Raw genomic sequence first — 14,227 nt, 5'->3', positions numbered from 1 at the left:
GGTGATTTCTGCGAGAGTGTCGAACATGCGAGCAATCCTGGTAGCCGGTATGAGTGCGTTCGTGGCGGTCGTCTCGGCGCCCTCTGCCGGCGCCGAAACGACTACGAACCAAGTGCGCTCGTTTTCCGAGACCACGTCAGTCGGGGTCCACAATTCCTACGAGAAGGCGACGTTTCCGTACTTCGCCGACGCTTTGGATTCCGGGGCGTCGTTGCTCGAGCTGGACCTGTGGACCAACGGGGGCGGTCCGGACTGGCGTGTGTCGCACATGAATCCGGTGGTGAGCGACAGCAACTGCGTCGGCGCTCAGGACGCATCCGGGTTGCGAAGCGGTCTACGAGATCAGGGATTCCGTGGATGCCTGGCAGATATGCGGGCGTGGCACGAGGCCAATCCCGAGCATCCACCGGTGATGATCAAGTTGGAAATCAAGGACGGGTTCACTGCCGGGTACGGACGTGGGCCCGCGGATCTCGACGCCCTGATTCTCGGGACTCTCGGAGACGCGGTTTTCACGCCGGCCGATCTGATGGGGGAGTCCTACTCCACCCCGGATGCCGCCGTCACCGAGCGTGGATGGCCGAGCAATTCCGAAATGACCGGGAAATTTCTGTTCGAGCTGATACCGGGAACGATCGAGGAGGGAAACCCTCTCGATACGGAGTGGACGGACCGGCAGTATGCGACGCACCTGCGAGATCTGTCCTCCGCCGGGCTCGTCGAACTCGGCGCCGCCTTTCCCGCTGTTCACCGTGCATCACCGGGAGACCCACGTCTCGACCGCTATACCGACCCGGGGATCCGTCCGTGGTTCGTGATCTTCGACGGTGACGCTCTCGACTACACCGCCGGAGTCGTGGATCCGAGTTGGTACCACGATCGCGGCTACCTGCTCGTCATGACCGACGCGCACAAGGTCGCTCCGCAGATCGACGGAACCCATGCCACCGAAACCGAGGCGAGCGAGCGTCTCGACCTGTTGGCCGGGCAGCACGCAAGTTACATCACCGCGGACTGGTCGAGGTTGCCGAACGTACTGTCCACCGTGGTGCCGCGTCGGTGATTTTCGAATGGCCGGATCGTGAAGAGCGAGATCTGACGGGCGGCAATTCTCAGGAACAGGGTGCAGGATGGGTTCATGCGCACTGTCACGTGGAATCCCGAAGTCTACGGCCGCTATTCGGGTGAGCGGTCACGCCCGTTCGTGGACCTGGTGTCACGGGTGGCCACCGAAGACCCGACGCGGGTAGCCGACCTCGGCTGCGGATCAGGCACCCTGACCGCGATGCTCGGGGAAAGATGGCCGGACGCCTCGGTATCCGGATTCGACTCGTCTCCCGAAATGGTCGCGCAGGCCCCTACAGACCTACCGGGAAACGTCACCGTCGAGTTGGGGGACATCATGTCCTTCGACGCCACCGGTTACGACGTGGTCGTCAGTAACGCTGCATTGCAGTGGGTTCCGAGCCATCGCGAGCTGATCGACCAGTGGGCGGACACCCTGGAATCCGGATCGTGGCTGGCGTGGCAGGTGCCGGGTAACTTCGATGCTCCGTCCCATGCGCTCATGCGAGATCTCGCGGAATCAGCGGAATGGAGTGAGCGACTGGGTGGCGTCCTACGCGGCCCGGAAGGCGTCGACAGTCCAGTTCAGTACGCGCAGCGTCTCCAAGAACACGGATTCGACGTCGACGCCTGGGAGACGACGTACGTACACGTGCTGGCAGGTGCCGACCCGGTGCTCGGATGGGTACGGGGGACGGGGTTACGACCCGTGCTCGACGTTCTCGGCGAAGCTGACGCTCCGGAGTTCGAGCGTCAGTATTCCGATCTGCTGAGGGAGGCCTACCCCGCAACAGCCGCCGGAACGCTCTTTCCGTTCCGGCGGGTGTTCTGCGTCGGACGCAAACGGTAACTACTCGGCTGGGTTGCGGTCAGCCGATCACTGCGCCGTGACAAAGCCTTCCGAGACCAGCCAGTCGCGGGCCACGTCCGCCGGCTCCTTGCCGTCGACGTCGACCTGCCGGTTGAGCTCGGTCATCACCTCGTTGGTCAGTCGCTCCGAGATCGGTGCCATGACTTCTGCTACCTGCGGATGTGCTTCCGCGAAGTCCTTTTTCATCACCAGTGCCGGATTGTATTTCGGGAAGAACTGGAGATCGTCGTCGAGCAGAACGAGATCAAGTGCGATGATGCGACCGTCGGTGGTGAACACCTCGCCGAACTTGCACTGATCGCCATCGGCTGTCGCCTGGTAGATGATGCCGGTCTGCAGGATCTGGCGTTGGGCACGAGAGGCGTCGAAACCGTATTTCGCTGCCAGGCCGGGATATCCGTCCTGGCGGACGTTGAACTCGGTCTCGACGCACGTCACCGCAGCTCCGGGATCGGATTCGACCAACTTCGCGTAGTCGGAAACGGTCTTGACACCGGTCTTCTCAGCGGTCTCCTTGCTCATCGCCAATGCATACGTATTGTTCATCGGCGCCGGATCGGTCCACACCATGTCGTTCGCAGCAAGGTCCGCATCGCGGACGGCCTCGAACTGCGCCTGCGAATCGGGAAGCGGTGTCTCGTTGCCGAGGTAGTTGATCCAGCCGGTTCCGGTGTATTCGTACGCAAGATCGATCTGGCCGTTCAACTGTGCGTCACGGGTGCTGTTCGAGCCCTGGATGTTCGTGAGATCTCGAACATCCGCGCCCGCAGCGGCCATCGCGAATTCGATGACGTACCCGAGCACGATCTGCTCGGTGAAGTCCTTGGAGCCGACGGTCATCTTCACACCCTCGAGCTCCGGAACCGGCTCGATGCTGCCGGGGCCGACGGCCAGGGGCAGTGCGCCACCGGACTCGAGACCACACGAAGCGACAAGTGTGAGGCCGATCGTGGCAACCGCGAGTTTCCAGCCCCACGTTCTGGTGATCGAAGTCTTGGTCATCGCAATCCCTTGGGCCCGAGATAAGTTTCGGCGAGCGCGCCGAGCCAGTCGATCAGCAAGGCCAGCGACACCGCCAGTACGGCACCGACAACGAGGGTGACGTTGTCGCGGAGCTTGTATCCGGTGTCGATCAGAATGCCGAGTCCGCCGGCACTGACCAGGAAGCACAGCGTCGCGGTACCGACGGCCAGAACGAGCGAAGTACGCAGTCCTGCAAGGATGTACGGGACGGCCATCGGGAATTCGAGTTGACGCAGGACCGTGAGCGAAGACATTCCCTGCCCGCGCCCGGCATCGATCAAGGTCTTGTCCACTTGCTGGTAGCCGAGGATGGTGTTGCGCAGCACCGGAAGCAACGAATAGAACGCGATGGGAAACACGCCGATCCAGAAGCCGGTCGTTCTTGTCGCGAGATAGAACAGCACGAGCAGGCCGATGGCAGGCGCTGCGGCTCCGATGTTGGCTATCCCCACGAAGAACGGTGCCAGCCGGGTGAATTTCGGCCTGGTCAGCAGGGTTCCGAGTGGAACTGCGATGGCGACGACGATGATGACCACGGCGGCCGTGATCAGTACGTGCTGCCAGGTCAGTGTGACGATGTTGTCGAGATTGATGCTCGCCTTCTGCGTCGCGTTGAGATCTCGGCTGAATGCCCAGATCAACACGCCCGCAACCAGGATCAGGACGATGACCGGCTGGACATACAGTCGCATCCGTTCCGCACGGCGCGTGGCGGCGTTCTCGGCCGCACCCAGATCGGGGGCGTCCGGTTCCATCTCAGGCGCGGAGACGCGCTCCTCTGTCGTGGCAGTCATGTTCAACCCTCGACGTTCTCGGTGTCTGGCTCTTCGTCGTGGTCGTGCGCATGCTCCTCGCGCATTTCGGAAAGATGGCTGACCAGTGTGTCGATGGTGATGAGACCGACGTACTCGCCACGCCGTCCGGTGACCACGGTGGACGCATTGCTCTCTGCGAGAAGAGCTTCCAACGCATCCTGCAGGGTGGACTGGATGGACACGGCTTCGCCGATCTCGTTACCGACACCTCGAAGAGTCGACGCATGGGCGAGGTGGCCGGGCGAGACCCAGCGAAGCGGCCGTCCGCGCTGATCGAGAATCAGGGCCCACTTCCACTTACGCGCTGCGAGTGCGGTTCTCAAATCATCGACCGAATCGGTTTCGCGGGCGGTGAGGCACTGTTTGAGTTTGATCTGGCGCACGCGTGTCAGGGTCAGCTGCTTGAGCGAGGCGTCCGCCCCGACAAATCCGGCGACCATGTCGTTTGCGGGATTGGCGAGAATCGCTTCCGGAGTGTCGTACTGCATGATGCTGGACTGATTGCCCAGCACGGCAATACGGTCACCGAGTTTGACTGCCTCGTTGAAATCGTGGGTGACGAAGACGATGGTCTTACCCAACTCCGACTGCAGACGCATCAGTTCGTCCTGGAGCAGGCCGCGGGTGATCGGATCGACGGCACCGAAAGGTTCGTCCATCAACAGCACCGGAGGATCGGCAGCCAGCGCCCGCGCCACGCCCACACGCTGTTGCTGCCCGCCGGACAATTGGCGAGGGTAGCGGTCGCGATAGGTATCGGGATCGAGGCCTACGAGGTCGAGCATCTCGTCGGTGCGCGCTGCGATACGTTTCTTGTCCCAACCGATCAGACCCGGGACAGTCGCGACGTTCTTCGCAATCGTGAAGTGCGGGAACAAGCCTGCCTGCTGGATCGAGTACCCGATGCCACGGCGGAGCTTGTCCGGGTCGATCGACAGCGCGTCCTTGCCGTCGATGGTGATCTTGCCGGAGGTAGGTTCGATCAGGCGGTTGATCATGCGCATCGTCGTTGTTTTGCCGCAACCCGAAGGTCCGACGAAGACCACGATTTCACCGGCCGGAACAGTCAGCGAAACATTGTCCACCGCTGCAGCTTTCTGGCCCGGGTACCGCTTGGTGACGGACTCCAGGACGATCTCGACCCCGGATACCTTCTGATCTGTGGATACGTCAGACGGAATGGTTTCAGTCATTGCAGCCCCTTCGAAGTAGTGAGACGACCGATGACGACGTAGATTCCGTCGAGAATCAGAGCGAGAATGACGATCAGTACGGTGCCGACCAGCGCTTGCGGAACAGCATTCGGGCTACCGACACGCGAGAGTCCGGAGAAGATCAGGTTTCCCAGACCAGGACCTTTGGCGTACGCCGCGATGGCGAGGATGCCCATGAGCATCTGTGTACTGACCCGCATGCCGGTGAGGATCGACGGCCACGCGATCGGTAGCTCGATTCGACTCAGTACGTGCATGCGATTCATTCCGACACCGCGGGCTGCGTCCGTGATCGCCGGGTTGACTGCATCCAGACCGATGATCGTGTTCCGAATGATCGGGAGCAGGGCATACAAGATCAACGCGGTGATCGTGGGAGCGACGCCGAGACCGAGAATCGGAATGAGCAGTCCGAGGAGGGCGAATGAAGGAACCGTCAGGATCGTGCTGGCCAACGCCGTAGCGATGGAGGATCCCGCCGGGCTTCGGTAGACGAGAATGCCGATGATCACGGCGGCAATCGTCGCGATGATCACGGACTGGATAACTGCTGAAACATGTAGGTACGAGTCGGTCATCAATTGTTGTCGTCGTGCAACGACAAAATCCCATAGGGCGCCCATATTTCCGAACCCACTTTCTTCGGACTTCTGCTCGCTCGAACGTCTTCCCTCGACACCGACCGGCGCGCAAGGGCTTTCCCCGCAGCCTCCGTAGGCCGAGGGGTTTCCCTCGACTGTCGTCCAAAAACTGAGATACTGCAACTAATTCCGATTGCAGCGTGTCGGATGTTGTTCTGGACGTGAGATTTTGCGAGACGCGGGTATGTACCCACTGCGGGCAGAGTTGAAACGCGCTGTAGATGGCAAAGCGGGAGAGTTCCGCAGAACTCTCCCGCATTGCTTGATTTGTCCGAATTGTCCTCAGGCCCAGCTGAGCGCATCCTCATCGGAGAGGCGCGGCAGACGATCGAACCAGGGGTTCTCACCGGGATGGCCGATGTTCACCACGAGGATCGTCTTGAAACGTCCGTCTGCGAAGAATTCGCCGTCGATGCCGTCGGCGTCGAACCCGGCCATCGGGCCGGCGACCAGACCCTGTGCGCGAATCGCGAGGATCACATAGCCGGCCTGAAGTGCGGCATTGAACCGACTCGTCGAACTGGCGGCAGCCTCGTCGGATTCGAAGTAGTCCTTCATCTCCGGGCGAATGGGGAACAGGTTGGGGATGTGCTTGTAGAACTCGGTGTCCACCGCCAGAACGGCAACTGCAGGAGCGGCCTCGGTCTTGGCTTTGTTGCCGTCTGCCATGTGCTCGACGAGGCGTGCTTTGCCTTCCTCGGTACGGACGAACAGCACACGTAGCGGATTGGTGTTGGCCGCGGTCGGTGCCCACTTCGCGAGCTCCCAGATCGCAGTCAGTTCGTCGTCGGTCACAGGTTCGTTCGAGAAGGAGTTGGCGGTGCGAGCCGCAGTGAAGAGGAGCTCGCGGCCGGCTTCGTCGAGTTGCTGGGCGGTGAATGGGGTGGCTGCGTCGAGAGACATCGGGGGTTTCCGTTCCGTGGTAGCTCGACCGAGCATCACCCGGTAAAGCTAGTTGCTAGTAAAAAAATAGTGCCTACGGATACGTTAGCACTGTGGCTAGGATGGTGGGGTGGCAAGCAAGAGCGAAGCGGGACACGAGCCCCGCGCATGTGACGGGGCTCTGGCCCGCGCGTTCGGCTTCCTGGGCAAACGGTGGAACGGCGTCATTCTCGGCACGCTGCTGAACGGGCCGGCGGGATTCTCCGAACTCAAGCGCGCGGTGGGCGGGATCAGTGATTCGGTGCTCTCGGAACGCCTGACGGAGTTGACAGGGGCAGGCCTGGTGACGAGGAGCGTCGATGCAGGTCCGCCCATCGCCGTGGAGTACGAACTCACAGCGTCGGGGCAGGCGCTGCTCCCCGCTCTCAGTGAACTGACAACGTGGGCCGCCGAAAATCTGCCACCCGAGAGTTGCTCGAACTGAGCGCTAGCTTGAACGGCAGTTCAGCGACTGCGCGGGTCCTGTTTCTGCCAGTTGTTATTTCCTTACCGTTTTTCCCGGGCGATACTGGCCGAACATTTGTCGGTTCGGGGCTGCCTGGGGACGCCGGGTATGGCTCTTTTTGTGCTGCTGTTCGCATGGCTGAAGGAGAACGGCCGCCCGGTGTTCTCGACGACTCGACCTATCAATCGCCTGACGGACTTCGAAAATTCGGCCGGACGAAGTCGGAAGTGTGGTTCCGGAACAAGAAGGCATACAACGCCTCTCGGATTGACGACGCCGCGGTCGAGGCCGCAAACGGGTAGTTGGTGCGGGTGGCTGGGCAGATGTCGCCGCCACGGGTGGTGACGTGTCTGTGTTCGGAAGCGCAGACAGATTGGCCGGCATCTCAGGGTTTAGCGCCTGTGCCGCGAGATTCGGGCCGAGTCAGTGGAAATCTGCGCCGGCCGCGCAGGTACGACCGCAGGCTGTTGCGGGCCTTCTATCTGTCCGCGCAGCACAGTATCCGGCACAACGCTCAGTCGTAGGCTTTTTGTACCCGCAAACGGGCCGAGGGGCAGTGTCATACGCAGGCGGTTCTTGCGTTGGGAGGCGGAGACTGAACGTGTGGTGGGCGCTCCTCCGCGATAACGCGATCTATCAACTTGGACCGACTACCGTCGCGGCTGCGTGAGCGCCCTAGCGACTGACGCAGTGCGGTAGATGTATGTGCGCCGGGGGAGTGTGGCTCGTAGCGCTGAGAATCCACGGTGTTGAGACATGTCCGAGCCCGCTATGGTTTCCGGTGATGGACCGGCCGTCGATGCTGCCTGCACCCGAGGCCACCGCCGGCTGAAGGAGACAGAACTGTGCTGCATCTGCGTGTCATCTCGCCGAGTGAGCGGACCGGAGATGTGCTGAACATGTTGGCCGCCGAACCTGGGGCTACTCATGTGACACTCGCACTCAGAGCCGCTGTCGATCCGCCGGGAGATGTGATCGAGGCCGATGTAGCCCGCGCATGCGCGAACGACGTGCTTGCCGCGTTGACTGCTCTGGACCTGGTGAGGGCTGGCGGTATTTCGTTCGAGCCGGCGGGAACCATGCTGTCCTTCTCCGCAGAACGGGCGGACACTGCGGCCCCGAGAAGACCCGACGAGACAGTGGTGTGGGAGCAGTTGCTCGGTCAGGTGCGCGAAGGTGCCCGACTGACTCCGGCGTTCCTGGCCTTCCTGGTGATCGCGTTTTTGCTCTCGGCAGTCGGTGTTGCCACGGCGTCGCCGCTGACCCTGGTCGGTGCAATGGTGGTGGGGCCGGAGTTCCGGCCGCTGGCAGCGCTTTCAGTGGGTCTGGTACGTCGAGACAAAGATCTCGTGCGAAATTCGATTCGTACCCTCGCGATCTCGTTTCCGGCCGCGATGGCCCTCACCGGCCTGGCTACCTTGCTGTGGATTCGTCTGGGCTGGGTCGGAATCGGCGATGTCGAGAACGCCCGCGCATTCGACTTCATCTACGAGGTGGGGCCGTTCTCACTGGTGGTAGCACTGCTGGCGGGAGCGGCTGGCATGCTGGCAACGGTCACCTCTACCTCTACGGTCCTGGTGGGGGTGTTCATCTCGGTGACGACGGTGCCAGCTGCGGGATTGGCGGTCGTTGCGGTCTTCGCAGGTAAGTGGAATGTCGTGCTGAGTTCGCTGGCTCAGCTCGGTGTCAATCTGATCGGTATCGTGCTCGCTGGAGTAGTTGTGCTGCTGCTGTTCTCGTTGCCCCGATCCGGTCGCCAATGGAAATCAGTCACGCGCCGGGACGCCAGGCCTGGCACATCGCCGTAGGCGCCTGACCCACTGCCGGAACTGGACTTTCGAGGCTTCAGGCTGACAGCTGTCTTGCGGATCGGTGGGAATGTCTGCGCCGACAAACGTCGCGACAAACAGATCCGGCATGCGAACTGTCGGATCTGGGTACCGCTGTCTGTACCGATCATGGCTTCCAGGCTGGTTGCAGCGACTGGAAAAGGGGATCAATCGAGCCGCAACCGATTGGCAGCGTGACTTCACTCAGACCCTTCGGACCTGCAGCGCCGGCGGCTCTGCCGGAGGAAACGGCCTGCCGCAGTGCTTGACAAGACTTGTCGAGATTCTCCTTGGTAGCGACGAAACATCTACGCAACGTAGATGCAACGTAACCAAAACTAGTGTTCTGGATCACACAGTGTTCGTGTGGTCGAGAGGCCTTTGGTCACGAATCTGTGGGCAGAACGGGTCCTGGTTCGCTACCGGTGGTGGATGAGGACAAGGTTCCGCGGGTTGAGCACACAGCTCGCGGAACCGCCCCACCACACGCCCCGACGAGGGCACCGGCCGACAGGAGTTCAGGTGTCCGTAGTTGCGGAAGTCTCGGCGATCGATTTCGCGGAGACCGAATTCGATTGGGCGCAGCGATCGACGCTGATTCGTGAAGTCGACCCACTCGTTCCGGGGCCACCATCCTTGGCGATGTGTCTGAGCGAGCCGACGCGCGGACTGGTCGACATCGCTTCACTGCTTCTCGCGGCTCCTTGGTTGCTTCGATCGCCGCGTGGGGACGGGCATCCGGTCCTCGTTCTCCCCGGATTGCTGACTTCGGACGTTTCGACTCTCGCCTTGAGGACATACCTCAGCTTTCTCGGATACCGGGTTCACGGTTGGAATCTGGGTCTGAACACCGGTCCGACGGCGACGGTGGTCGACGGACTGCCTGCCGCATTGGCCGAGGTAGCAGATCGATACGAGCAGAAGGTGTCGGTAATTGGCTGGAGTCTGGGCGGTATCTACGCTCGAAAGCTGGCGAGGGACCTGCCGGATTCGGTGCGTCAGGTAGTGACACTGGGAAGTCCTTTCGGTCTCACCAGTCTGGAGCAGACGAGAGTCGGATCTCTCTACGCTCGTTTGTCCGGCAATCACGCGATACTGCCTCCGGTCGACGGCATCGAATCCGAACAGGGATCGCCTATTTCCGTTCCCGCCACGTCGGTCTACTCCAGGCACGACGGTATCGTTCCATGGCAAGCGTGCTGTGAAACCTCGGCAGGCCTGTCGGAAAGCATTGCGGTGCAAGGCAGTCACATGGGGTTGACCCACAACCCGTCGGCGTTGTGGACCGTTGCCGATCGTCTGGCGCAGGACGTCGACAACTGGCAACCTTTTGCGGCTCCGAAACGGCTTCGACGCATGTTTCCCTGCTGAGGTGCGAGGCTGAGGTCCGAGGCCGGGGTGTGGGGGGGAACCCTGAGTCAGACGCGGGGACGGACTCGTACCTGAGGACACACCGCGTCGGAAAAGATGGGTCCATGGCCTGATGCGCACAGGTGGATCGGCAGCGGATAGTGGAGGTCGACGCGGATGAACCGCGAGTTCCGTTGAAAGGAAACAACACATGACCTCCCCGATGAATACCCGCAAGCTCACCCGCGCCCGCTCGGGAGCAATGTTCGGTGGGGTGTGCGCCGGAATCGCTCGGTACTTCGGTTGGAAGTCGTCGACTGTCCGCTTGCTGTTCGTACTCTCGTGCCTGCTGCCCGGCCCGCAGTTTCTGATCTACATCGTGATGTGGATTTTCATTCCTCGTGAGCAGATCTGACCGAACCGCTCAACGGCGGCGGTCTTTCAGGCATTGCTTGGCCTCGTGCAATTCTTCCGAACTCAGTGGAGGAAGGGGCAGTGCGTCACGGTGCAGGCCCTCCGTGCGTAGGCCGTCGAGCATTACCGAGAGGTATCGACGCCACACGGTCGGGTTGACGGGCTGAGCAAATTCGGTGACTGCGCCCACCATGAAGATGAGGCCGAACAGGTCCGTCGGTACGGCGTCGGGGCGCAGCATCCCGGCCTCCTGGGCCCGGTAGAAGATCCTCTCGACCGACGGCTCGATGATGGATCGTTGGCATGCGACTTGCTCGCATCCCTCGTCGGTTCCGTTCAGGACGTCTTTGAGTCCGCGGTTGACCGACATACGGCTGCAGGCGAATTCGGCAAAGGTGACAAGTCCGTCCCACGGATCCGGATTGGCAAGTGACGCGTCCGCGGCCGCTGCCATGTCGGCGAAGTTCTGCTGGAAGACTCCGTCGATCAATTCTTCCTTGCTGGCGAACCGCCGATAGACCGTTCCGACGCCGACCCCCGCGCGCCGGGCGACGTCGTCGAGTGTGACGTCGATCCCTTCTTCGGCGAACAATTCACGTGCGGCGTCGATGATCAACTGCCGATTACGTGCAGCATCGGCGCGAAGGGGGCGCTCCATTGCGGTACTCATGTCCCCACTCTACCCGCCAAGTGGAGACAGCCTCTCCGTTTTCGTGTAGCGTTTTTGCTAACCGGAGAAGCCATCTCCGCATAGGTTGGGCGAGGGACTATGTCAGACATTGCTGAACGGACTGAATTCGAGCAGTCCTCAGCGCCTTCAGGGGACAACCACGCAAAGCGGTGGCTGGTTCTCGCGGTTCTGGGAATTGCGCAGCTGATGGTGGTCTTGGATGCCACCATCGTCAACATCGCGCTGCCTGCTGCGCAGCGCTCACTGGAGTTCGGTGATTCGGACCGCCAGTGGATCATCACGGCATACGCATTGGCGTTCGGCAGTTTGCTGCTACTCGGCGGTCGATTGAGCGACTTGTTCGGGCGCAGGCGAACTTTCATCGTCGGCCTGATCGGCTTCGCAGTCGCTTCCGCCATCGGTGGCGCAGCCGTCAACTTCGAAATGCTTGTTGCCGCTCGTGCCGGCCAAGGCGTATTCGGTGCGCTCCTTGCCCCGGCAGCCCTGTCGCTGCTGTCCGTGACATTCACGGATCCAGGTGAGCGTGCCAAGGCGTTCGGTATCTTCGGTGCCGTTGCCGGCGGTGGTGGCGCCATCGGACTGCTGCTCGGCGGCGCACTCACCGAGTGGGTCGACTGGCGCTGGTGCCTCTTCGTGAATCTCTTCTTCGCGGCGATCGCTCTGGTCGGAGCAGTCCTGTTGCTCGCGCCGCACACCAGTGACTCGCGACCCAAGCTCGACATCCCCGGAACGATCCTGGTGTCGATCAGCTTGTTCAGCATCGTCTTCGGATTCTCGAAGGCCGAGTCGGACGGGTGGAGTGCAACTCCCACTATCTCGTGGCTCGTTGCCGGCGTCGTGTTCATGGCGGCGTTCATCTACTGGCAGACCAAGTCCGAGCACCCACTTCTTCCGCTGCGGGTGGTCCTCGACCGAATCCGGGCTGGCTCGTACCTGGCGATCTTCCTTTCCGGCGCAGGCATGTTCGCAGTCTTCCTGTTCCTGACGTACTACATGCAGCTGATCCTCGGGTACAGCCCGATCATGACCGGCCTCGCATTCATGCCGATGGTGTTCGGAATCGTGACAGCGGCAACGCTTTCGACAGCGGTTTTGCTGCCGCGCGTCGGTCCGCGAGTGCTGATCGTGAGCGGAATGGTCATCGCGGCGATCGGAATGACTCTGCTGGCCCAGATCTCGGTGGACAGCACCTATGCAGTCCACATTCTGCCGGGGCTCGTCGTCACCGGACTCGGCATGGGCAGCATTTTCGCCCCGTCGATGCAGGGAGCAACTTCAGGCGTGCATCACGAAGATGCCGGCGTCGCATCTGCCACGGTCAACACGATGCAGCAGGTGGGCGGCTCGATCGGAACTGCACTGCTCAGCACGATTGCCGCCTCGGCTTCCACCAACTACCTGGTGGGCCGCGAGATGAATCCGCTGACTCAGGCGCAGGCCGCCGTCGAGAGTTACACCACGACGTTCTATTGGGCCGCAGGCATATTCGCGGTCGGTGCGGTCTTGACCGGACTGGTTCTTCGGAGTGGACTGCTTCCGGATTCGCCGGAAGGTGAACCGGTAATCGCCCACTGACAGCAAATTTCGGGGTCGACGCCGCAATGGCGTCGACCCCGAAATCGACTCAGCAGTTCTTCCCGGGCGTTGCCTGAAACCGATGAAGGACGTGATCGAGTTGCTCGGAGGACAGCGCCGGCACGGGCAGTTCCCGATGGTCGGTGCGGGACGCGCAGAGTCCGTCGATCATGAACCCGAGTGCGCGGCGGTAAGCCTGAGGGGCCTCGTCGCCACCGAACTTCTGGGCCATCTTGACGACCTGCATGAGAAGTGGAATGTCGTTGACTTCGAAGTCGCTGCGCAGGGTGCCCTGTTCCTTGGCGCGATTGACAAGTACCGCAGTGTGTCGAGCGATCCCGGCGCGCGCGCGAGCGAAGGTGTCGGACGTGAAGCGTCCGTCCATCAGGAGATCGCCGAATCCGCGGTTGTCTGCCATGCGCAGAGAGATCACGTCGAGAAAGTAGACAAGACCTTCCCAGGCGTCGGGCATCTCTCGGGCGGTGGCGGCGATCGTTTCGATCTCGGAACACCGCGTGTCGAACAGTGCCTGGATCAGTTCGTCCTTGCTGGCGAACCGGCGATAGACGGTGCCGACGCCGACGCCGGCGTGCTTCGCGACGTCCGCCAGCGTGGCGTCGAGTCCTTGGGCAGCGAACACCTCGCGAGCGGAGTTGAGGATGCGCTCGAGGTTGGCCTTGGCGTCGGACCGAAGGCGCGGCTGTGAGCAGTCGGCCGAGGTCCCCGCATGAGAAGCGTCGGGGTGTGTTGTCGGCATCCTCACAGTCTACGGCACTAAGCGGAATGATCGATTCCGTTAGTGCTATATTACTAAGCGGAACGTGTGGTTCCGATTGTCCGTATGAGAGAAGCCGATATGAGCACGTCTGACATCTGGGTCGGGAGCAATCCGATCTCGATGGTGGGTACGCGGAGTGCAGGTTTCGCGGCAACGAGGCTTCGCGCCCTTGCCGGCGACGGCGCCTTTGCTCAGCTCGTTCGTTTTGCCCTCGTCGGCGGAGCCAGCAACATCTTGTACTTTGCCGCTTTTCTGGCGCTGCGCGGTGACGGAGCGCTGGTCGCCAACGCAGTTGGTGCGGTCTTGAGCACCATTCTGGCCAATGAGCTGCATCGCCGGCTCACCTTCCACGCCGCGGATCGCGTCAACTGGTTCACCGCGCAGTGGGAAGGCGGTGGACTCGCACTGGTCGGGTTGATCGCCAGTTCTGCCGCCATCAGTGCGCTCGGCTTCCTTCTCCCAGGCGCCGACGGGCTTCTTCAAGCCGGGCTTGTGATCGCCGTGAGCGGAATTGTCGGTGGCCTGCGATTCGTCGCCCTTCGCGGTTGGGTGTTCTGAGCGGTTCTCGAATTCG

16 protein-coding genes and 1 pseudogene are annotated in these 14,227 nt (G+C 61.8%); 10 read left to right on the top strand and 7 right to left on the bottom strand.

Features of this window, described 5'->3' with window-relative positions; genetic code table 11:
- Positions 1-25 precede the first annotated feature (25 nt).
- Both AOT96_RS04690 and AOT96_RS04685 read left to right on the top strand, forming a co-directional pair.
- On the top strand, positions 26-1,063 hold the full coding sequence (locus AOT96_RS04690; protein ID WP_037128603.1) for a phosphatidylinositol-specific phospholipase C domain-containing protein: 1,038 nt from the start codon (positions 26-28) through the stop codon (positions 1,061-1,063).
- A 75-nt stretch (positions 1,064-1,138) separates the two neighbouring features.
- A complete protein-coding gene (locus tag AOT96_RS04685) occupies positions 1,139-1,915 on the top strand; it encodes a trans-aconitate 2-methyltransferase (protein WP_030535206.1) in 777 nt (258 codons plus the stop codon).
- Between the two features lie 27 nt (positions 1,916-1,942).
- On the opposite strand, the gene AOT96_RS04680 is transcribed toward AOT96_RS04685, so the two are convergent.
- The 5 genes from AOT96_RS04680 to AOT96_RS04660 form a co-directional block, all read right to left on the bottom strand.
- Positions 1,943-2,938 carry a glycine betaine ABC transporter substrate-binding protein gene (locus tag AOT96_RS04680; protein WP_003939988.1) on the bottom strand — a complete coding sequence of 332 codons (996 nt, stop codon included), beginning with the start codon at positions 2,936-2,938 and terminating at the stop codon, positions 1,943-1,945.
- Complete coding sequence (locus AOT96_RS04675; RefSeq protein WP_003939758.1) at positions 2,935-3,753, bottom strand: ABC transporter permease; 819 nt, start codon at positions 3,751-3,753, stop codon at positions 2,935-2,937. The genes AOT96_RS04680 and AOT96_RS04675 overlap by 4 nt, the downstream gene beginning before the upstream one ends.
- 2 nt (positions 3,754-3,755) lie before the next feature.
- Entirely contained in the window at positions 3,756-4,967 is a 1,212-nt protein-coding gene (locus tag AOT96_RS04670; RefSeq protein ID WP_007731456.1) for an ATP-binding cassette domain-containing protein, read from the bottom strand.
- A complete protein-coding gene (locus tag AOT96_RS04665; protein WP_019745160.1) occupies positions 4,964-5,611 on the bottom strand; it encodes an ABC transporter permease in 648 nt (215 codons plus the stop codon). The genes AOT96_RS04670 and AOT96_RS04665 overlap by 4 nt, the downstream gene beginning before the upstream one ends.
- Before the next feature lie 300 nt (positions 5,612-5,911).
- Entirely contained in the window at positions 5,912-6,532 is a 621-nt protein-coding gene (locus AOT96_RS04660) for a malonic semialdehyde reductase (RefSeq protein WP_007731458.1), read from the bottom strand.
- Between the two features lie 109 nt (positions 6,533-6,641).
- Between AOT96_RS04660 and AOT96_RS04655 the strand changes: the two genes are divergently transcribed.
- The 6 genes and pseudogenes from AOT96_RS04655 (at position 6,642) to AOT96_RS04640 (ending at position 10,610) form a co-directional block, all read left to right on the top strand.
- Complete coding sequence (locus tag AOT96_RS04655; RefSeq protein ID WP_030535209.1) at positions 6,642-6,995, top strand: winged helix-turn-helix transcriptional regulator; 354 nt, start codon at positions 6,642-6,644, stop codon at positions 6,993-6,995.
- 155 nt (positions 6,996-7,150) lie between these two features.
- On the top strand, positions 7,151-7,318 hold the full coding sequence (locus AOT96_RS35200) for a hypothetical protein (RefSeq protein WP_155277909.1): 168 nt from the start codon (positions 7,151-7,153) through the stop codon (positions 7,316-7,318).
- Between the two features lie 23 nt (positions 7,319-7,341).
- Positions 7,342-7,686: pseudogene (locus AOT96_RS34590) on the top strand (transposase); the annotation flags it as partial.
- 175 nt (positions 7,687-7,861) lie between these two features.
- Positions 7,862-8,824, top strand: coding sequence for a DUF389 domain-containing protein (locus AOT96_RS04650; RefSeq protein ID WP_021332068.1), 963 nt, complete (start codon positions 7,862-7,864; stop codon positions 8,822-8,824).
- Between the two features lie 543 nt (positions 8,825-9,367).
- Positions 9,368-10,216: an alpha/beta fold hydrolase gene (locus AOT96_RS04645; protein WP_020970664.1), complete on the top strand. Its 849-nt coding sequence runs from the start codon at positions 9,368-9,370 to the stop codon at positions 10,214-10,216.
- Positions 10,217-10,406: 190 nt separating this feature from the next.
- Positions 10,407-10,610 carry a PspC domain-containing protein gene (locus AOT96_RS04640; protein WP_003939828.1) on the top strand — a complete coding sequence of 68 codons (204 nt, stop codon included), beginning with the start codon at positions 10,407-10,409 and terminating at the stop codon, positions 10,608-10,610.
- Between the two features lie 9 nt (positions 10,611-10,619).
- On the opposite strand, the gene AOT96_RS04635 is transcribed toward AOT96_RS04640, so the two are convergent.
- Positions 10,620-11,279, bottom strand: coding sequence for a TetR/AcrR family transcriptional regulator (locus AOT96_RS04635; RefSeq protein ID WP_019745154.1), 660 nt, complete (start codon positions 11,277-11,279; stop codon positions 10,620-10,622).
- 99 nt (positions 11,280-11,378) lie between these two features.
- Here AOT96_RS04635 and AOT96_RS04630 point away from each other — a divergent pair, with 99 nt between their 5' ends.
- On the top strand, positions 11,379-12,875 hold the full coding sequence (locus tag AOT96_RS04630; protein ID WP_003940566.1) for an MFS transporter: 1,497 nt from the start codon (positions 11,379-11,381) through the stop codon (positions 12,873-12,875).
- Between the two features lie 49 nt (positions 12,876-12,924).
- On the opposite strand, the gene AOT96_RS04625 is transcribed toward AOT96_RS04630, so the two are convergent.
- Positions 12,925-13,632: a TetR/AcrR family transcriptional regulator gene (locus tag AOT96_RS04625; RefSeq protein ID WP_007731468.1), complete on the bottom strand. Its 708-nt coding sequence runs from the start codon at positions 13,630-13,632 to the stop codon at positions 12,925-12,927.
- 141 nt (positions 13,633-13,773) lie between these two features.
- Here AOT96_RS04625 and AOT96_RS04620 point away from each other — a divergent pair, with 141 nt between their 5' ends.
- Positions 13,774-14,211, top strand: coding sequence for a GtrA family protein (locus AOT96_RS04620; RefSeq protein WP_020908979.1), 438 nt, complete (start codon positions 13,774-13,776; stop codon positions 14,209-14,211).
- Positions 14,212-14,227 lie beyond the last annotated feature (16 nt).

It is taken from the genome of Rhodococcus sp. 008 (assembly GCF_001682295.1).
GTDB classification, from domain to species: Bacteria; Actinomycetota; Actinomycetes; order Mycobacteriales; family Mycobacteriaceae; genus Rhodococcus_F; species Rhodococcus_F qingshengii.
This window is presented reverse-complemented; position numbering and strand designations above follow the sequence as displayed.